The sequence below is a fragment of the Candidatus Competibacter phosphatis genome, assembly GCF_012939995.1.
In the GTDB taxonomy this organism is placed as follows: Bacteria; Pseudomonadota; Gammaproteobacteria; order Competibacterales; family Competibacteraceae; genus Competibacter; species Competibacter phosphatis.
The window spans coordinates 1-18,326 of the sequence record NZ_SPMZ01000057.1 but is presented as its reverse complement, the minus strand read 5'-3'; the positions used below and the strand labels follow the sequence as shown (position 1 = coordinate 18,326).

Genomic DNA, 18,326 nt, shown 5'->3' with positions numbered 1-18,326 from the left:
ATCTCATGTCGCGCAGTCGAACCCTCTTCGCAGCCTTTTGGCTGTCCATAGCCCCCGCCGTCTTCGCGGCCACGCCGGTCCACGAATTCACCCTGGACAACGGCCTGAAAATCCTGGTGCGCGAAGACCATCGCGCGCCGGTGGTGGTTTCGCAGGTCTGGTACAAGGTCGGCTCCAGCTACGAACCCAGCAACCTGACCGGCATCTCCCACCTGCTGGAACATATGATGTTCAAGGGCACGCCGACGGTGCCGGGCGGCGAGTTCTCTCGCTTGATCGCCGCCAACGGCGGAGACGAGAACGCCTTCACCAGCCGTGACTACACCGCCTATTTTCAAACTCTGGAAAAGGACCGGCTGGAGCTCAGCTTCCGGCTGGAAGCCGACCGGATGCGCCACCTGCTGCTCAAGCCGGAGGACGTGAGCAAGGAAGCTCAGGTGGTGACCGAGGAGCGCCGGCTGCGCACCGAAGACCAACCCGAGTCGCTGACCAGCGAGCGGTTCAACGCCGCCGCCTACCTCACCAGCCCCTACCGCCACCCGATCATCGGCTGGATGCAGGACATCCAGGCTCTCTCCCTGGACGATCTCAAGCACTGGTACCAGCAATGGTATGCACCGAACAACGCCGTCCTGGTGGTGGTCGGCGATGTGGACCCGACCCAGGTTCGCGATTTGGCCCAGAAACACTTCGGGCCGCTACCACCCAGCGAGTTGACTCCACCCAAGCCGGCGGGAGAACTACCGCAACTAGGCGAGCGCCGGATCGTGGTCAAAACCCCGGCCGAAGTGCCTTACGTCCTGCTCGGCTACAAGGCACCGACCCTGAAAACCGCCACTGAAGCATGGGAACCCTACGCCCTGGATGTACTGGAAGGCATTCTCGACGGCGGCAACAGCAGCCGGATCAGCCGCGATCTGGTGCGTGGCTCCCAGATCGCCGCCGCCGCCGGCGCCGGCTACAACCTGACCTCGCGGCTGGAAGAACTGTTTCTACTGGCCGGCAACCCGGCGCCGGGTCACACCAGCGCCGAATTGGAACGAGCCCTGCGCGCCGAAATCGCCAAACTGCGTGAGGAGCCGGTAAGCCCCGAGGAACTGGCGCGGGTGGTCGCCCAAGCGGTCGCCTCCGATGTCTATCAGCAGGACTCGCTATTTTACCAGGGGATGCGGCTGGGCATGCTGGAAACGGTCGGGCTGGGCTGGAACCGGCTGGACGACTACGTGCAGCGCCTCCAGGCGGTCACCCCGGAACAGGTGCGCGAAGTTGCCCGCAAGTACCTGACCGACGACCGCTTGACCGTGGCCACGTTGGAACCGCTACCGCTGGACGGCCGCCGTCCGGCCGCGCCCGGAGCCGGGACGGATCATGCGATCCGCTAAAAGCCCTCCAATCTCGATCCTTCTCCCAACCTCTCTCTCCCGGAAAGGGAGAGAGGCGCACAGGATTCTTCCAACCATGTCTTCCCTGAAACCGTCGCTATCGGGCCTGCTCGCCACCGCGTTGCTGTGCGTCTCCAGCCTGGCTCAGGCCATCCCCGAAATCCAGAACTGGCACACCGCCAACGGCGTGCCGGTCTACTTCATCGCCGCCCGGGAACTGCCGATGGTGGACGCGCAAATCCTGTTCAGAGCCGGTTCGGTCCGCGACGGCGAACGACCAGGCTTGGCGCAACTGACCAACGGCTTGCTGGAAGAAGGCGCCGGCGACTGGTCGGCCGACACCATCGCCGACCGTTTGGACCAGGTGGGTGCCCAACTGGCCACCAGTTCGCGGCGCGACTCGGCTTCGGTGGCGCTGCGTAGCTTGACCGATCCGCGCTATCTGCAACCCGCCGTCGAAACCGTCGCCCGCTTGCTGAAGGAACCGAGTTTCGCTCCCGACGCGGTGGAGCGGGTGCGCCAGCAAATGCTGACGGCGCTCCAGGAACGCGCCCAGTCGCCCGGCGCCATCGCCCAGGACGCTTTCTTCAAGGCGCTGTACGGCGATCATCCCTATGGCTCGCCGGCCGATGGCACCTCGGCCAGCCTGAACGCCATCACCCGCGCCGACATTCAGGACTTCCATCGCCGCTACTACACCGCCGCCAATGCGGTCGTCGCCATCGTCGGCGACCTCGACCGATCCGCCGCCGAACAATTGGCCAACGCCCTGGTCGGCGGCCTGCCCAAGGGCGAACCGATGCCACCACCCCCGCCGGTCCCTCCTCTCCGCCCGCTCAACCCAACCATCCGTATTCCCCATCCTTCCAGCCAGAGCCATATCCTCATCGGCCAACTCGGGGTCAGCCGCGCCGACCCGGACTACTACGCACTCTATCTGGGTAACCATGTGCTAGGTGGCAACGGCCTGGTCTCGCAACTGTCTCAGGAAATCCGCGAAAAGCGCGGGCTGGCCTATGGCGCCTACAGCGCTTTTTCGCCGATGCGGCAAACCGGCCCCTTCCTGATCAATCTGCAAACCCGCAACGATCAGGCGGACACCGCGCTCCAGGTGGCGCAAACCACCCTGCGCCAGTTCAGCGCCGACGGTCCCGATCCCCAGATGTTGGAGGAAGCCCGTCAGAACATCACCGGCGGCTTCGCGCTCGACCTCGCCGGTAACGGCAAGCTGGCCAATTATCTGGGGCTGATCGCGTTCTACGGTTTGCCGTTGGATTACCTGCAAACCTTCATCGCCACCATGAACGGCATCAGCCTGGAGCAAGTCAAGACCGCTTGGCAACGGCATATCCAACCCGACCGGCAAATCGTGGTGATCGTCGGCGGTGGTCAAAACGCGCCGACCTCACCGGGTCCGGCCAGCGCACCCGTCCCCCCGACACCACCGGAACCGGCCCGCTCATGAGCCAGCGCGGCGGTCGCGCCAACCAGTTGCGCGTCATCGGCGGGCAATGGCGCGGCCGCCGGTTGACCTTCCCGGATCTGCCGGGTCTGCGCCCGACCCCGGACCGGGTACGGGAAACCCTGTTCAACTGGCTGGCTCCGATCCTGCCCGGCGCCCGCTGCCTGGATTTGTTCGCCGGCAGCGGCGCGCTCGGCATCGAGGCACTGTCGCGCGGCGCGGCCGAGGTGGTATTCGTCGAACGCCATCCGCTCGCGGCCCGCGCCCTGCGAGATCACCTCGACCGGTTGCACGCGCACAACGCCCGGGTCGAACAGGCCGACGCCCTGGCCTGGCTACGCCAGCCGGGAACACCGTTCGAGATCGCGCTGCTCGATCCGCCGTTCGGGCAAGGTCTGCTGGAACCCAGTTGCGCGGCCTTGGAGGCAAACGGCTGGCTGGCGACCAGCGCCTGGATCTATCTTGAGTCCGAGGCGGAAGCGGGAACACCCGCCTTGCCGGCGTGCTGGACGCCCTGCCGGGAAAAAACCGCTGGTGCGGTGACTTACCGACTGGCGCGGCGGGAAATACCTATCTAGGTTCGGTTGCCTTGCCGCTTGGCTTTCCCGATAATTCGTGCAATCCCCGCACCGCCAGGAACCGCCCATGTCCGTCGTCGCCATCTATCCGGGCACTTTCGACCCCATCACCAACGGCCACGCCGATCTGATCGAGCGCGGCGCGCGCATGTTCGAACGGCTGATCGTCAGTGTCGCCGCCAATCCCAACAAGCAACCGCTGTTCTCCCTGGAGGAACGGGTGGCACTGGTGCATGAGGTGGTATCGCACCTGCCTCACGTCGAGGTGCGCGGTTTCGACATCCTGCTGGTGAATTACGCCAAGAGCGTCGGCGCCAACGTCATCATGCGCGGGTTGCGCGCGGTATCCGATTTCGAATTCGAATTCCAATTAGCCAGCATGAATCGTCGTTTGAACCCCCAGATCGAATCCATTTTCCTGACCCCCGCCGAACAATACGCCTTCGTCTCCTCCAGTCTGGTGCGCGAAGTCGCCAAGCTGGGCGGGAACATTGCACCGTTCGTCCACCCCAAGGTGGAAGCGGCGCTGGCGGCGAAATTCGCCTTGCGCCATTAATTGAGTAAAATACTCGGAAATTCAGCCTGACCGCTCCCGGTCGGACGGGCTTGAGTTGCAACCCGCCGGTGCCGCGAACCGGCCGCAAATTAACAAAATAGAATCGAGGAGCCAGCCATGGCACTGATGATCACCGACGAATGCATCAACTGCGACGTGTGTGAGCCCGAATGCCCGAACGAAGCCATCTATCAGGGCGAAGAAATCTACGAGATCGATCCGAGCCGCTGCACCCAGTGCGTGGGCCACTTCGATACCCCGCAATGCATCGAGGTCTGCCCGGTGGACTGCATCGTCCCGGACCCGAACCACGCCGAAACCGACGAGCAACTGCAAACCAAGTACGAGAAGCTGACCAGCACGGCTTGAGATCCGATCCCATTAGCGACCACCTGCCCTGGTACGCGGATCACCCGGTGCACATCGCTCGGAGACCGCGTGGGATCGCTCAATCGACCGATGTCGACCCTCTGACCCGATAGCCGCCAACCCCGCCCCGACACGCACTGTGCCCGGAAGGCGGGGTGGCGTTCCGCCCTTGGTTTTGAGCCCCCCGCCACGAGCGCTCGCACAACCGGCGCCACTTTTTCCCACATCGGTCTGAAATTCGACGCTCTTCGGGTTCTCCGCTTGGCATAGACCGCTCGGCGGCGGAGGTTCGCGCGTTCGGCGGCATCCCGGTCGATTTTGCATCGGGCATGCGATTTGCTCCTTGTCGATGGCGACGGATACCGATCGCTCGCGCGATTTGGGAAAAGCCAAACGACGACTATGCTTTAACGGGTATCCAACAAACAGTTCGAGATTCGGCCGGCGCGGGATCTCGCGTCAAACATTCAGCAACAAGAATCCAGTGACCAAGATCGGGAGCACCAACATGGGGGAACAACGACAATCGGCAATCCGCGTCTTACTGGTGGGAGCGACCGGCTTGGTCGGAGGGCATTGTTTGAGCCAATTGCTGGCGGACGACGACATCGGCCAGGTCACGATCTTCGCTCGCCATCCGCTGGAACAGACTCACCCGAAACTCACCGTACACCTGGTGGATTTCGATCAACTGCGCGATCACGCCGGCGCCATCGACGCCGATGCCGTCCTGTGCTGCCTGGGCACCACCCACCGGGCGGCCGGTTCGCCGGAAGCGTTCGCCAAGGTCGACCACATCTACGTCGCCGAACTGGCTCGGCTGGCGGCGGCGCATGGCGTGCCCTGCTTCGTGCTGATCTCGGCGGTCGGCGCCGACCCCAGTTCGCCGGTTTTCTACAACCGGGTCAAGGGCCGGGCCGAAGCGGCGGTCAGCGAATTGCCATTCAAGACCGTTCACCTGCTGCGTCCTTCGCTGTTGTTGGGCGAACACCGCGAAGCCCGGCCGGTCGAAGACTGGAGCCAACGACTGGCGCCACTCTGGACGCCTTTTCTGTGGGGACCGTTCAGCCGCTATCGGCCGGTGCCGGCGGAAACCGTCGCCGCCAAAATGGTCGAGCTGGCCAAAAGTGACCAGGAAGGCGTACACATCCACCATTTCACTCCCTGACCACGATCCGCATGCGTATCGCGCGAACACGCTTTCAAGCGCCGGGGCCGACGGCGATCGCCTTGCTGGCGGTGCTGGCCTTGCTGGAATCGCAACCGGCGCTGGGTAAAAAACTCTACAAATATCAGGATGCTAACGGCGCCTGGTCGTTCACCGACCGGCCGCCCGCCACCGGCGTGCCGGTCGAGATCAGTCAGTTGGCGGTTCGCGATCTACCGGCCAGAATCAGCATTCGAAACCGCGGCACTCCGGAAACGCCGGTGCTGGCGGCGATCAACGACTATTACGGCCCGGTGGAGGTGGAAATCAGTGCCGAAGTACTGAAGAACATGCGCGCCGAGCCGCCGCTACCCGTGCGGGTGGTCGTCCCGGCCCGCACGGAACTCACGGCGGTCACGCTCAAGCCAATCGGCACGCGTTGGAGCTACGGCTACCAAGTACGAGCGGTGCTGGGCGATCCCGCCGCCACGCATCGACCCGAGCAGCCCTACGCGCCACCGTTCGCGCCAGGGCAACGGTTCCGCATCAGCCAAGCATTCGACGGTGGCTTCAGCCACCAACATCCGCAGAGCCGTTACGCGGTGGATATCGGCCTGCCGCTGGGCACTCCGGTGCGCGCCGCGCGGGCCGGGACCATCATGGAAGTGGCCGGCGATTTCTTCGACGGTGGCACCGACCCGAAATATCAAAGCCGAGCCAACGCGGTGCGCGTCCTGCACGACGACGGCACCATGGCGGTTTACGCGCATTTGCATCCCGACTCGATTCAGGTGGCACCGGGGCAGCGAGTGAAACGCGGCACCTGGCTGGCCAACTCCGGTAACACCGGTTTTTCCACCGGCCCGCACCTGCACTTCGCAATCCAGCGCAACGCGGGGATGGAACTGGTCTCGATCCCCTTCGAGTTCGCCGGGTCCGACGGAGAAGGAATCACCCCGGTCGCCGGCATGTTGCTGACGGCGTACTGAACCGTATGTCATCTCCCTACCGCTTTTTCGCCATGGTCTCGGCGTGCTTCAAAATGGGCGCGTGTCGCCCACGCCATGGTTTCTTCCCGATCGCCATCCGCGCTATCCCTCACGTTGGGCATGACCCCACCTGATTGCATTTTCAGTCATTGATCAGCAACTGGAGCCTCGCTCCAGCCAACTGCTTTTGTTTGTTCAAGTCTCACTTAAGGAGGAATCTCATGTCCTTTCGCTGGCTAATCCTTTTGGTTCTTGGCTTACCGATGCAAAGTCTGCACGCCCAGCCGACCACCACCCCAGCGGAAACCGTCCCCGCAACGCAGGAGCAGCCCACCGTCGCCGCTCCATCGCGGGAAGAGCAGTTACGGACATTGCTCGACACGATCCGGGAGGTCGAGAACGATCGCGCTGATCTGAACCGGCAATTGAAACGCACTCCAGCTCCCGCCGAAGCGCAGCGACTCAACGAGCAGGCGGCGCAGGTCACCAACCGGCTGAAGGAGTTGCAGGCCTCGTTCGAGGAAATCGCCACCGGCGGCTCCAGTAGCGCCGAACTCCAGCAAAAAACCGAGGCCGCTTTCGACTGGCAACAGGAAATCGAGGACGTAATCCGGCCGCTGCTCGACGAGCTGAAACGACTGACCGAGCGACCGCGCACGATCGAACGTCTGCGCAGTGAGCGGACCTTGTACGAAAACCGGCTGCAAACCACCGACGAGGCCATTGCCCATATCGAACACACCCTGGCGACGGTGAAGGAGCCCCCCGTAAAAAAGGCATTGCAGACGACACTGGAACAGTGGCAAGACCATCGCGAGGAAGCCGATAGCCGCCTGCAGCGCATCAATGCCCAACTCGAACGACTGACGGCGCCAAACGAACGAAGCAACCAGCGACTCACACTCACGCTTCAGGAATTCGCCAGCGGCCGCGGTCTCAATCTAGTGCTGGCGATCGGCGGTTTTATAGTGACCTATCTGCTACTGAGCGGATTCGGTTTACTGGCCGGTCAGCTCACTGGCCGAGGTCGCCAACGGAAAACACGCCGGCTGGCACGGGTAACCGCGCTAGCCTTCAAGACACTCACCTTGGTGCTGGCTTTTTTCGTATCCACCTTCATCTTGTACGCCCGAGGCGATTGGCTGCTACTTGGTTTGCTGATCCTGTTGGCGATCGGCATTCTGTGGGGCCTGCGGCAATCGCTACCGCGCTACATGGCGGAAATCCGCATCCTGCTCGACATGGGTAGCGTCCGGGAAGGCGAACGGATCGTCTATGCTGGCGTGCCTTGGCGCATCACCTCACTGAACGTCTATTCGACCCTGCATAACCCACTGCTGCGCGGCGGCACCTTGCGTCTACCGCTCGACCGGCTGGTCGATTTGCAGTCGCGTCCTCATGCGCCAGAGGAATCCTGGTTTCCCAGCCGGGAGAACGACATCGTCATTCTGGACGGCGACATCTACGGCAAGGTGCTGGTACAGACCCCCGAGGTGGTACAGCTACAGGTCATCGGAGCAGTCAAGACCTTTACGGTTGCCGATTATCTCGGCAAGAACCCGCGCAATCTATCGCTGGAAGGCTTTGCGGTACCCGTCGTCTTCGGGCTGGACTACTGTCATCAAGGCGAAATCCTGAGCGAAATCGTGCCTCAATTGCGCGCGTATCTCGAAGCACACCTGGAACAGCAGCCATTCCGTTCCCATCTCAAGGATTTGCTGGTGGAATTCAACGAGGCGGCGGCATCCTCGCTCAATCTGTTGATCGTGGCGGTCTTCATGGGCAGCGGGGCCGAACACTACTGGCCCATTCGCCGCTTCTTGCAACGCACCACCGTCAGTGCCTGCAACCAATACGGCTGGACCATTCCGTTCGACCAATTGACCGTGCATCTACCGTCGGTACAGCCCTGACGCACCGCCCGCCGATCAGCGAGCGCCCGCTCACCCCGGCAGCGGTTGTGGTGGCGACTCGCTGTTCGGGTCCTCGTGAATCAGTACGTCGGCATTGGGAAACACTGCCAGCAGGGATGCTTCCACCTCGTCGGCCACCCGATGTGCCTCCACCAGGGTCAGATGGTCGTCCATCATCAGATGCAATTGGATAAAGTAGGTCTGTCCCGAACGGCGGGTGCGTACTTCATGCATGCCGCGCACCTGTGAATGGGCGCGGATGATCTCCCTGATCCGGGCGTGCACTTCCGGGGGTAGTTCGTGATCCATCAGCAATTGAATGGATTCGTAGCCGATATAGCCGGCGCTGTAGAGAATGTACAGCGCGATGCCGATCGCGAATATCGGATCCATGCTCGGCCAACCCAGCATCGCCAGTCCCAGCGCCACGATGGTGGCGGCGTTGGTCAGCAGGTCGGTGGCATAGTGCAAGGCATCGGCGCGGATCGCCGTGGACTGCGTGCGGCGGATCACGTAACGCTGAAACAGCAACAACGCGCCAGTGGCAACCATGGCGAACGACAGCACGCCAACGCCGATCAGGGCATCCCTGATCGGCTGTGGGTGTAGCAGGCGGTCCACCGCGTTCAGGATCAGAAACACCGCCGAACCGGCGATGAAGGCCGCCTGCACCAGCCCCGCCAGCGGTTCCGCCTTGCCGTGCCCGAACCGGTGCTCGCGATCGGGAGGTTGCAGGGAGTAATGCACCGCCAGCAGGTTGATGATCGACGCCGCCACGTCCATCATCGAATCCATCAGCGACGCCAGTACGCTGACCGATCCGGTCAACAACGCCGCCGCCAGCTTGCCGACGATCAACATCGTGGCGGTAAACACCGAAGCGTAAGTCGCCCGCCGCATTAAGCGGGCGGTTTGGGCCGGATCGGCGGTCAATGGTGTTGCATCGTGCATAAGCCTTCATTCCCGGTCATTTGAAAACGATCTATTCTAACGGGCCTCCGGCCGACACGCGGCGCGAACTCTTGGAGTCATTGGTAACCTTAGCCATATAAGGTGTACTCACCCACCCCGGAACCTTCGCGATCACGCCTCTCATGGAGCTGCCAACATTTTGAGCCACCACGTAATAATGTTTGGTTACCTCGCGCTATCGCAGTCCATTGTGGTGGCGTCTTTCATGCTTCGAACCGTTTCCAGCCGGAAGGAATCCCGCCACATGCTCGAAACTTTGCGCCGTATCGTTCAGGATGTCAGCGCCGCGCCGGATTTGCCCAGTGCGCTGGCGATCACGGTCAACCAGATTCGGGATGCGATGCACGTCGCTGCCTGCACCCTCTATCTGGCCGACGAAGACAATCGCGAGTACGTTCTGATGGCTACCGCCGGCCTGAATCCGCGCGCCGTTGGCCGCGTGCGCTTGAACCGCCAGCAAGGATTGATCGGGCTGGTGGCCGAACGCCAGGAACCGTTGAATCTGGAAGACGCAGCCCGCCATCCCCGGTTCCATCTGGTCCAGGACGTGGACAAAGAGGACTATCACGCTTTCCTCGGCGTACCGCTGATTCAATATCGCCGAGTACTGGGCGTTCTGACCATCCAACATACCGCTTCTCGCCAGTTCCATCCCGCCGAGGTGGATTTCCTGGTCACCATCGCCGCCCAACTGGCCAGCACCCTCAATCACGCCATTCTCAGCGGCGCCACCCAGGAACTGCTCAACCCGCTGGCGACCGGCACCCGCGCCCTGCAAGGCATCGCTGGCGCGCCGGGCGTGGCGATGGGCATCGTGACCATCCCGCACCTGCTGGCCGAACTCGACGACGTTCCCGACCGTCGGGCGTTCGATCCCTCCGCCGAGGAAGCGGCGTTTCGGGCAGCCATCGCCACCGTCGATAACGAGCTGCGCGGCGCTTGTGAACGGCTGTCGCCGCTGTTGCCCCCAACCGAGCAGGCGTTGTTCACCGTCCACCGCATGATGCTAAGCAGCGACAGCCTGATTGGCGACACCCTGGCCGGCATCCTCCAGGCCGGCCGCTGGGCGCCGGCCGCCTGGCGCGACGCGGTGCTGGCCAGGGTCCGGCTGCTGGAGCGGGCCGAGGATCCTTATCTCAGCGCCCGCGCCGAGGATATCCGCGACCTGGGTCGACGGGTGCTGCATCATCTTCGGGCGGGTTCTGGCCGACAAACCGAACCCGTCGCCGAGCGCTGCGTGCTGGTGGCCGAGGAAATGAGTGTGGCCCACCTGGCGGCGGTACCACCGGAACGACTGGCCGGTCTGGTCTGTCTGCGCGGTTCGGCGTTGTCCCATGTCGCCATTCTGGCCCGGGCGATCGGCATCCCGGCGATCATGGGTCTGGGCGACCGGCCGATCGGCCGCTACGAGGGCTGTGCCGTTATCGTGGATGGCTATCAGGGCCGGATTTACATCGAACCGGACCCGGCGGTACGCGAAGAATATCGGCAACTGATCGCCGCCGAGGCCGAATTGTCGGCCGAGCTCAACGCCTTGCGCGACCAACCAACCGTCACCCGCGACGGTCATCCGCTGTCGCTGTACGCCAAGGCCGGGTTGCTGACCGACATAGCCACCGTCCGCGACAGCGGCGCCGAGGGCATCGGCCTGTACCGCACCGAATTTGCCTTCATGGTGCGCGAGTCGTTCCCCAGCGAAGACGAGCAGTACCAAATCTATCGGCAAATGCTGGCCGCCCTCACGCCGCGACCGGTGGTGATGCGCACCCTGGATATCGGCGGCGACAAGACCCTACCCTATTTCCCCATTGAGGAAAAAAACCCCTTCCTCGGCTGGCGCGGGATGCGCTTCACCCTTGATCACCCGGAAATATTTCTGACACAGTTGCGCGCCATGCTGCGCGCCAACGCCGAATTCAACAATTTGCGCATTCTGTTCCCGATGATCACCACCGTCGAAGAAGTGGAGGAGGCGCTGCGACTGCTGGATCAGGCCCATCGGGAATTGCGGGAAGACGGCTGGCCAGCGGCACGACCCCCGATCGGGGTAATGATCGAAGTACCGTCCGCTGCCTGGCAGGCCGCGCAACTGGCGCGGAAGGTGGACTTCCTGTCGGTCGGCACCAACGACCTGACCCAGTATCTGCTGGCAGTGGATCGCGACAATGCCCATATCGCCGGCTTGTACGACAACCTGCATCCGGCGGTGCTAAAAACCATTGCGCATATCATCGCGGAAGGGCATCACGCCGATCGATTGGTCAACTTATGCGGAGAGATGGCGGCCGACCCCGGCGCGGCGGTGCTGCTGCTGGGGATGGGCGCGGATAGCCTGAGCGCCAGCACCGTCAGCCTGCCGCGAGTCAAATGGGCGATCCGCAGCTTCACCCGGGCCGAAACGCGGGAACTGGCACGGCAGGCATTGCAACTGGATACCGTCCGGCAGGTACGCCGGCTGCTCAACGATGCCCTCCGGCGCGCGGGTCTGGGCGAAATCGTGCACGAGATCCATTGATCGCGTCCGCCGCGCAAAACGCCAGCGCGGGCCGAAGCCCGCGCTGTTCCGTACTACCCACCGGGACACGGCACGTCACCGCGCCTCGCCGCAGTCGAATCAGCTTTCGATGGCGATCCGCCGCGGTTGCGCCGCTTCGCGCTTGAGTACGATCACCTCCAGCACGCCGTCCTTGCACTTGGCGCTCACCTTGTCGGCATCGGCCACATCCGGCAGCGAGAACCGCCGCAGGAAGGTTCCGCGCACTCGCTCAACCCGGCGATACTGTTCGGTTTCTTCCTTCTTCTCGGCGCTCCGCTGGCCTTTCAGGGTCAGAACTCCATTTTCCAGGGTGATCTCGATATCCTTGCTCTCGACACCCGGCAGATCGGCGTGGATGATGAATTGATTCGGTTCTTCCTTGATATCCACCGCCGGCGCCCAGTCAGCCAAAATATTACCGGACTCCTCGTCGCCCAAGCGACCGGTATCCAGCAGCCGGTTCATTTCCCGCTGCAACTGGTTCAACAGATTGAAAGGTTCATAGCGCATCAGAGCCATGGTCAAACCTCCTCTATAGTTTGGGTTCCGGCGTTTTATCGAACGCCCCTTGACTGTTACCGTTAAGATGGGGGCAAACCCGCGCTTTTCAAGCGTTCCATGGGGGTATTTTTGCGCTAACATCCTCAGTGGATCCGACACCTTTCCGGAGTCGCACGATGGCCACCGCCTCCATCTTCATCTGCCATGCCCATGCCGATGCCGCCTTCGCCCAGGACTTGGCCCTGGCCCTGGAAACCTACCGTCTGAATATCTGGCGCGATACGCACGGCTTGCGCGGCGGCGAACGGCTGGCGCCCGGGATCCGCTGGGCCATCGAACAGGCTCGCCAAGTCATCGTGGTGCTCGGCCTCAACACCGGTGACTCGGCCTGGTTACGGAGGGAGATCGAGATCGCGCAGGAAACGGAACGGCGTCGAGCGAGTAGCTATCGGGTCATTCCCCTCTTACTGCCCGGCGTTGACCTCGCCATCCTCAATCACTGGTTCACCCCGCCACCGCGAACCGCCCCGGTTCGATTGTCCACCGAGGGACTAGGCGTGGTGATGCCGGGCCTGCTGACGGCACTGGGCGAGCCGCTGCCCAGCGAAACCGCCACCGACCGCACTCGTCCACCGCCGGTGGAACTGGAACTCATTTTCAGTCAGAGCAATCCGATGGCTCCTGAGGGTTGGCGGCTCGCCGCAAGGCTTAACCATCACCCCTTGCGAACCCCGAGCATCGTCAGCACGAACGTCGGTTTGCTACCCCAGCCACCTGATCCACGCATTCTGCGTTGGTACCTACAAGATCACCTCTGCTGGCCAATCGATACCGTTCGCCAGCTTGCCCGCCATGTCGATACCTGCTTGGCCTCCTGGGGCCACACCCTCTATCAGGCCACTCTCGGTGCGCCGGACTTGCGGGACTTGGTGACGGCTTGGCGCGACGATCCGGACGCTCGCGACCACCGCTTGGTGGTGCGGACAGATGCCGCCCCGGCAACCGCCGCAGCGGTGCTCGGCCTGCCTTGGGAATTGCTGCGCGATGAGGCCGGCTTTCTGCTCCAAGGCAAACAACCGATCCAGTTCCAGCGCCAGCTCTCCGGCGGCGGCGACCCTTTTTCGCCGGCTCCCCCACCGCTGCGCGTCCTGGCGATCAGCCCACGCCCCGATATCGAACCGACCGGCCACCCCGATTACCGCCGCCATACCCTGCCGCTACTGGAAGCGCTCGGCAATCTGGGTGGCCTGATGGAACTGCAACTGCTCAACCCACCGACGCTCGCAACGCTGGAAAAACGGCTGAACGATGCCTGGTCCGCCGGGCGACCCTTCACCACCCTGCATCTGAATGGCTATCTTCGCCACGACCCTGACCAGAATGTCGCCGTGTTCGGATTCGAGGCCAGCCATGAGCTGCATGCACCGCTTTGTCGCGAAACCCACTTTGTCCCGGCGTCAGCACTGGCGTCCCTGTTGGCCACCTACCGCATCCGCCTGGTCGTTCTGGCCTGTTCCAGAGACGACACCAGCTCCACCGCCGTGTCCGAGTTGGTCTCCGCTCTGCTGGCGGCGGGTATCGCGGCCACGATCACCGTCCATCCCAGCACACCGATGGAGACTCTGCGCCGATTCTGGGCGGCATTCTACGAAGAACTACTACGGGGATCCCGTATCAGCCAGGCCATGTTCGCCGGCCACCGCCAACTGGCCAGCGATAGCTACCGCACCGTCGGCTTGGGCGGCGGCGGGGTTTATTTGCAGGACTGGCCGACTTGTGCCCTTTACCTGGGCCAGCACGATCCCCCGGCTCACCGTGCGCCCCCCCGTTGGATCTCTGGCGCCGGCTGCTCGACCGACCCCGATCCGACCCACCGGAGTCGTTGCCCGAGCCTTCCGCGGTCAGATGCATCGGGCGCGGGCGCGACCTGTTGATTCTGGAGCGACTGTTCGAAACTCATACCAGCGTCTTCCTGCGCGGACCCGGTGGCAGCGGCAAGACTGCCGCTGCGGTGGCCCTGGCCGATTGGCAGACACGATGCGGCCGCTACCGTCACATCGCCTACATCCGCGCCAGCGATGTCGACGACACTCGCATGCTGCTGGAAGCCTTGGGCCAACAATTGCTCCCGGAAGGCAGGCACTGGTCGGTCGTGCGCTACCCCACTCAGTGGCAAGCGCTGGACTACCTCCGGCAAACATTGCACACGGAACCGACCTTGATCGTGCTCGACCAGTTGGAGCGGTGGCCCTCGGAGCAGGATGAAGCATTCGATCAATTTTGGAAGCAGTTGCTGGACGACTGGCCCGACCTTCGTCTATTGGGGCTTGGCCGGATCGGCCCACCCTCCTTCGCCCCACCCTGGACGGAAACGGTACTGAGCCCGCTGTGCGAAAACGATGCCATCGCCATGATTGGTCAGATACTGATCGAGGCACGAGAAATGCCGCCGAACACCGACAGCGGCAAGAGTTTCCGACAGTTGCGCGATGTCGCCGCGCTAGCCGGGGGACATCCGGGCGCCTTACGCTGCCTGACCCATGAACTCGGCACCCTAGGCGTGGGCGCGGTCTTCGAGCTACTGCACCCGCTGCGGACCAAGTTATTGCACATTCACGGCGACGACCCGCAATGGCCGCTCTACCTGAGCCTGGAGCTCACCTTGCGCCGACTTTCCAGCCAAGACCGAGAATCACTAACAGTACTCGCGTTCTGCCGGGAAGGGATCAACCGCATCGCCCTGGGGCATGCCATGAGCGCCGATACGCTGGCCACCGATACTTTCTGTGCGCGGATCATCGATTTGGGCTTGGCTGAAGATCAGGGCTACGGTCATCTGCGCTTCGATTCCGCGCTAACCCACTACCTGGCCTACCAATTGAGCCCGGATCAGCGCACGATCTGGCGGGAACGCTGGCGTGCCGGCATGGAACGGCTGCTGGCGGTCCTCTACCAGCAATATTTCAAGGATAACGCCCGCGCGACCCGGTTGCTGCGGCTGGAACTGCCCAATTTGCTCGCTTTACTGCGCGACCATATCCAGCACGCCGCCCACGAACGAGTCGCTCGGATGGCGGTTCAACTGGAACACATGCTGGCCGATCTCGGCCTCCCCGCCACACTGGCCGAAGTCGTGACCGCCCGTGAGCGGGCTGGTCAAGCGCTGCTCGGCTGGAGCCGGGCTCGCTTCGAAACCGAGCGCTTGAACGTCGAACGGCTGCGCAACGATGGCGCGCTGGAAGATGCCCTGCAAGCGGCGAGGCGAATGCTGCGTTTCTGCCAGGATGCTGGCGCCGATGCCTACGCTGGCGCCAGCTACGATCTGGCCCGCGCGCATTTTCAACTGGGCAAGCTGCTAAAGCTGGCCGAGGCCGCCGAACCGGCCTCGCGGGAACTGACCACCGCCCGTCAACTGTTTCAGAAGCTGGCGGATGCCGGCAACGACAACGCCAACCGCATGGCTGCGGTCGCCGATGCCGAAAACGGCGATTGCCTGACCTATTTACGACGCTTGCAGGAAGCCGTCGACGCCTATGAGACCGCGCTGGCGCACGCCGGCCCCAACACCAACAATGCGACCTTCGCAACCAACAACATGCAACTTGGCCTAGTGCGTCAGCGGCAGGGGCATTACGCCGAAGCCGCCAAGATGTACGACACCGCCCGGCGGACATTCGAAGCGCTGGGCGAACCGGAAGGCGCGGCGCAGGCTTGGCGGCAACTCGGTCTGGCTCGGAAAATGAACCGCGAGATCGAAGCGGCGCTTCATGCCTGTCAGCAGGCTCTTTACCTATACGAGCAGCAGCGTAACCGGAGCGGGATCGCCGAAACGCTGGGCGAGCTGGGCCATTTGCATCAGTTGCTCAACCAACTCGAACCCGCCGCCTTGTCCTATCGCCGAATGGCGGAACTTTACCGGGAGTTGGGCGACAGTCACAGCGAGGAAGCCAGCCGCAACAAGCTGGCGAACGTACTGATTCAGCTGCGGCGGCACGACGATGCCCGTCAGGAACTCTACCGCGCCAGCGAATGCAACCTGCCTGACAGCCCCACGGCCCGCAACTGGGCGATCCGCCGCGGTTTGCGCGACCTGGGTCAGGCGGTTCAAAACCCCAATGTGGCCGATCAAGCGCGGCGGCAAGCCATCAAGAAATATCTCGCGTATCGGCAAGCGGGTGGCGAAAACACCAACCCCGGCACCCGTTTGTGCGCTCAGGTGGGTCACGCCATTCAAGCCGGCGATGCCAGCGCGCTCGCCACCAAACTGGACCAGATCGCGGCCAGCCCCAATGTTCCATCGACCGGTAGGCTGTTGATCGAAAAGCTACAGGCTATTCTGGCGGGTTCTCGCGATCCCGAGTTAGCCGCCGACCCGGAATTGCACTACCAGTATGCGGCGGAAATCCAGCTCTTGCTGGAATACCTCGCCTCCCATTGAGCCTGGCCCAACCATTCATGCAAGCTCCTCATCCTGTCCGCATCATTCTCCATCATCCTCTCGCGTTCCTTGCCAGAGTATTGCGCCATTTTCAGGCCAATCGAGGGACCTTGCTGGCCAGCGCCGTCGCTTATCACGCGCTGCTGTCACTGATTCCGTTGCTTATCCTGTTATTGGTCGCTCTATCCAATATATTGGAGAAAACCTGGTTGCTTGCCACTCTGGGCCGCTTTCTGGAACAGCTCGTGCCCGGTGAATCGGACCTTATCCTGAACCAAGTCGGACAATTTCTCGATCAAAGGCGGGCTCTAAGCTGGATCATGGCCAGTACCTTATTTTTTTTTCAGCGCGGCGGCCTTTGGCATGTTGGAAAGCGCGATGGCGGCGATTTTTGCTCACCGACGCGTACTACACATCCGGCACACCTTGATTTCGTTGTTGCTTCCTTACTTGTACGTTGTCTTATTGGGGTTTGGTCTGTTGACAGCGACCTTGCTCAATGGCGCGCTGCAAACCTTGGCGACCGGCGAAATCCAACTGTTGGGCTGGCACTGGTCGCTAGGCGATTTGACCGTGACCTTGCTCTATGGAATCGGTTTTTGCAGTCAAGTCGGTGTGCTCACTTTGATCTACATGCTAATGCCAGCCGGCCGCCTGCCGTGGCGACATGCCCTTATCGGAGGCATCGCCGCCGCTCTGTTGTGGGAAGGAGTCCGCTACGGTCTGGTATGGTATTTTGCCAATCTTTCGACGGTCAACGTGATCTACGGCTCACTAGCGGGTGTGATTATCGTGCTCATCACCATGTATGCCATTAGCATCATTATCCTGCTGGGCGCGCAGGTGATCGCCGAGTATGAACAGTCGTTACCGGAATTCAGCCAAAACAACCCACAACCGCGTATCTGAGGAGCGGATTACACAAAAAACCCCCACTGTGATCACAGTGGGGGGTTTTCAGATGTAAATTGCCTGGCGATGACCGACTTTAGCGTGAGTAGATCTCACACGATCATAGGCGCGGCGCGGTTTCACGGTCGAGTTCGGGATGGGATCGAGTGGTTCCCACGCGCTAAGGTCGCCAGGCGAAAAGGGGTGGAAGGCACGATGCATGCGCGGGAGGGGAATCTCACATACTTTGGGTGTTGCAGGGTCAAGCCGCACGGTCAATTAGTACGGGTAGGCTGCACGCGTTACCGCGCGTCCACCGCCCGCCTATCCACGTCGTGGTCTCCAACGGACCTTCAGGAGTCTCAAGGACTCGGGAGATCTAATCTTGGGGGGGGCTTCCCGCTTAGATGCTTTCAGCGGTTATCCCGTCCGGACGTAGCTACCCGGCCATGCCACTGGGCGTGACAACCGGTGCACCAGAGGTCTGTCCATTCCGGTCCTCTCGTACTAGGAACAGCGCCCCGCAAATCTCCACGCCCGCGGCAGATAGGGACCGAACTGTCTCACGACGTTCTAAACCCAGCTCGCGTAC

Annotated in this window: 13 protein-coding genes, 2 rRNA genes and 2 pseudogenes; 13 read left to right on the top strand and 4 right to left on the bottom strand. The window is 62.5% G+C overall.

Features of this window, described 5'->3' with window-relative positions:
- Positions 1-5 precede the first annotated feature (5 nt).
- The 8 genes from E4P82_RS16615 to E4P82_RS16580 all read left to right on the top strand — a co-directional run bounded on the left by E4P82_RS16615 (position 6) and on the right by E4P82_RS16580 (position 8,396).
- Complete coding sequence (locus E4P82_RS16615; protein WP_169249931.1) at positions 6-1,382, top strand: M16 family metallopeptidase; 1,377 nt, start codon at positions 6-8, stop codon at positions 1,380-1,382.
- A 76-nt stretch (positions 1,383-1,458) separates the two neighbouring features.
- On the top strand, positions 1,459-2,847 hold the full coding sequence (locus tag E4P82_RS16610; protein ID WP_169249930.1) for a M16 family metallopeptidase: 1,389 nt from the start codon (positions 1,459-1,461) through the stop codon (positions 2,845-2,847).
- Positions 2,844-3,422, top strand: coding sequence for a 16S rRNA (guanine(966)-N(2))-methyltransferase RsmD (rsmD, locus tag E4P82_RS16605; protein WP_169249929.1), 579 nt, complete (start codon positions 2,844-2,846; stop codon positions 3,420-3,422). The genes E4P82_RS16610 and rsmD overlap by 4 nt, the downstream gene beginning before the upstream one ends.
- A 67-nt stretch (positions 3,423-3,489) precedes the next feature.
- Complete coding sequence (gene coaD / locus E4P82_RS16600) at positions 3,490-3,978, top strand: pantetheine-phosphate adenylyltransferase (RefSeq protein WP_169249928.1); 489 nt, start codon at positions 3,490-3,492, stop codon at positions 3,976-3,978.
- Positions 3,979-4,095: 117 nt separating this feature from the next.
- The gene (locus tag E4P82_RS16595; RefSeq protein WP_169249927.1) at positions 4,096-4,347 is read left to right on the top strand and encodes a YfhL family 4Fe-4S dicluster ferredoxin; all 252 of its coding nucleotides are present in this window, start codon (positions 4,096-4,098) and stop codon (positions 4,345-4,347) included.
- A 508-nt stretch (positions 4,348-4,855) separates the two neighbouring features.
- The gene (locus E4P82_RS16590; protein WP_169249926.1) at positions 4,856-5,515 is read left to right on the top strand and encodes an NAD(P)H-binding protein; all 660 of its coding nucleotides are present in this window, start codon (positions 4,856-4,858) and stop codon (positions 5,513-5,515) included.
- Between the two features lie 11 nt (positions 5,516-5,526).
- The gene (locus E4P82_RS16585) at positions 5,527-6,483 is read left to right on the top strand and encodes a M23 family metallopeptidase (protein ID WP_169249925.1); all 957 of its coding nucleotides are present in this window, start codon (positions 5,527-5,529) and stop codon (positions 6,481-6,483) included.
- 221 nt (positions 6,484-6,704) lie between these two features.
- Entirely contained in the window at positions 6,705-8,396 is a 1,692-nt protein-coding gene (locus E4P82_RS16580) for a coiled-coil domain-containing protein (RefSeq protein ID WP_169249924.1), read from the top strand.
- Between the two features lie 30 nt (positions 8,397-8,426).
- On the opposite strand, the gene E4P82_RS16575 is transcribed toward E4P82_RS16580, so the two are convergent.
- Positions 8,427-9,347 (bottom strand): cation diffusion facilitator family transporter, encoded by a 921-nt coding sequence (locus E4P82_RS16575; protein WP_169249923.1) that lies wholly within the window; start codon positions 9,345-9,347, stop codon positions 8,427-8,429.
- 265 nt (positions 9,348-9,612) lie between these two features.
- Here E4P82_RS16575 and ptsP point away from each other — a divergent pair, with 265 nt between their 5' ends.
- Entirely contained in the window at positions 9,613-11,883 is a 2,271-nt protein-coding gene (gene ptsP / locus E4P82_RS16570) for a phosphoenolpyruvate--protein phosphotransferase (protein ID WP_169249922.1), read from the top strand.
- Positions 11,884-11,982: 99 nt separating this feature from the next.
- Here ptsP and E4P82_RS16565 read toward each other — a convergent pair whose 3' ends face one another.
- Positions 11,983-12,423, bottom strand: coding sequence for an Hsp20/alpha crystallin family protein (locus E4P82_RS16565; protein ID WP_169249921.1), 441 nt, complete (start codon positions 12,421-12,423; stop codon positions 11,983-11,985).
- A gap of 158 nt (positions 12,424-12,581) precedes the next feature.
- Here E4P82_RS16565 and E4P82_RS16560 point away from each other — a divergent pair, with 158 nt between their 5' ends.
- The 4 genes and pseudogenes from E4P82_RS16560 to E4P82_RS22330 all read left to right on the top strand — a co-directional run.
- Complete coding sequence (locus E4P82_RS16560) at positions 12,582-14,339, top strand: TIR domain-containing protein (RefSeq protein WP_169249920.1); 1,758 nt, start codon at positions 12,582-12,584, stop codon at positions 14,337-14,339.
- Positions 14,288-16,843 carry an NB-ARC domain-containing protein gene (locus tag E4P82_RS16555; protein WP_169249919.1) on the top strand — a complete coding sequence of 852 codons (2,556 nt, stop codon included), beginning with the start codon at positions 14,288-14,290 and terminating at the stop codon, positions 16,841-16,843. The genes E4P82_RS16560 and E4P82_RS16555 overlap by 52 nt, the downstream gene beginning before the upstream one ends.
- Positions 16,844-16,860: 17 nt before the next feature.
- Positions 16,861-17,172 (top strand): annotated as a pseudogene (locus E4P82_RS23790) (YhjD/YihY/BrkB family envelope integrity protein); the annotation flags it as partial.
- Positions 17,173-17,197: 25 nt separating this feature from the next.
- Positions 17,198-17,752 (top strand): annotated as a pseudogene (locus E4P82_RS22330) (YihY/virulence factor BrkB family protein); the annotation flags it as partial.
- 61 nt (positions 17,753-17,813) lie between these two features.
- On the opposite strand, the gene rrf reads toward E4P82_RS22330, so the two are convergent.
- Together rrf and E4P82_RS16540 are read right to left on the bottom strand one after the other, a co-directional pair.
- Positions 17,814-17,929, bottom strand: a 5S ribosomal RNA gene (rrf, locus tag E4P82_RS16545).
- A 63-nt stretch (positions 17,930-17,992) separates the two neighbouring features.
- Positions 17,993-18,326 (bottom strand): 23S ribosomal RNA (locus E4P82_RS16540); the annotation flags it as partial.

Excerpts from the sequence above, each read along its gene's own strand:
- E4P82_RS16615 (WP_169249931.1), top strand. The coding sequence starts at position 6 with ATGTCGCGCAGTCGAACCCTCTTCGCAGCCTTTTGGCTGTCCATAGCC.
- E4P82_RS16610 (WP_169249930.1), top strand. The coding sequence starts at position 1,459 with ATGTCTTCCCTGAAACCGTCGCTATCGGGCCTGCTCGCCACCGCGTTG.
- rsmD (WP_169249929.1), top strand. The coding sequence starts at position 2,844 with ATGAGCCAGCGCGGCGGTCGCGCCAACCAGTTGCGCGTCATCGGCGGG.
- coaD (WP_169249928.1), top strand. The coding sequence starts at position 3,490 with ATGTCCGTCGTCGCCATCTATCCGGGCACTTTCGACCCCATCACCAAC.
- E4P82_RS16595 (WP_169249927.1), top strand. The coding sequence starts at position 4,096 with ATGGCACTGATGATCACCGACGAATGCATCAACTGCGACGTGTGTGAG.
- E4P82_RS16590 (WP_169249926.1), top strand. The coding sequence starts at position 4,856 with ATGGGGGAACAACGACAATCGGCAATCCGCGTCTTACTGGTGGGAGCG.
- E4P82_RS16585 (WP_169249925.1), top strand. The coding sequence starts at position 5,527 with ATGCGTATCGCGCGAACACGCTTTCAAGCGCCGGGGCCGACGGCGATC.
- E4P82_RS16580 (WP_169249924.1), top strand. The coding sequence starts at position 6,705 with ATGTCCTTTCGCTGGCTAATCCTTTTGGTTCTTGGCTTACCGATGCAA.
- E4P82_RS16575 (WP_169249923.1), bottom strand. The coding sequence starts at position 9,347 with ATGCACGATGCAACACCATTGACCGCCGATCCGGCCCAAACCGCCCGC.
- ptsP (WP_169249922.1), top strand. The coding sequence starts at position 9,613 with ATGCTCGAAACTTTGCGCCGTATCGTTCAGGATGTCAGCGCCGCGCCG.
- E4P82_RS16565 (WP_169249921.1), bottom strand. The coding sequence starts at position 12,423 with ATGGCTCTGATGCGCTATGAACCTTTCAATCTGTTGAACCAGTTGCAG.
- E4P82_RS16560 (WP_169249920.1), top strand. The coding sequence starts at position 12,582 with ATGGCCACCGCCTCCATCTTCATCTGCCATGCCCATGCCGATGCCGCC.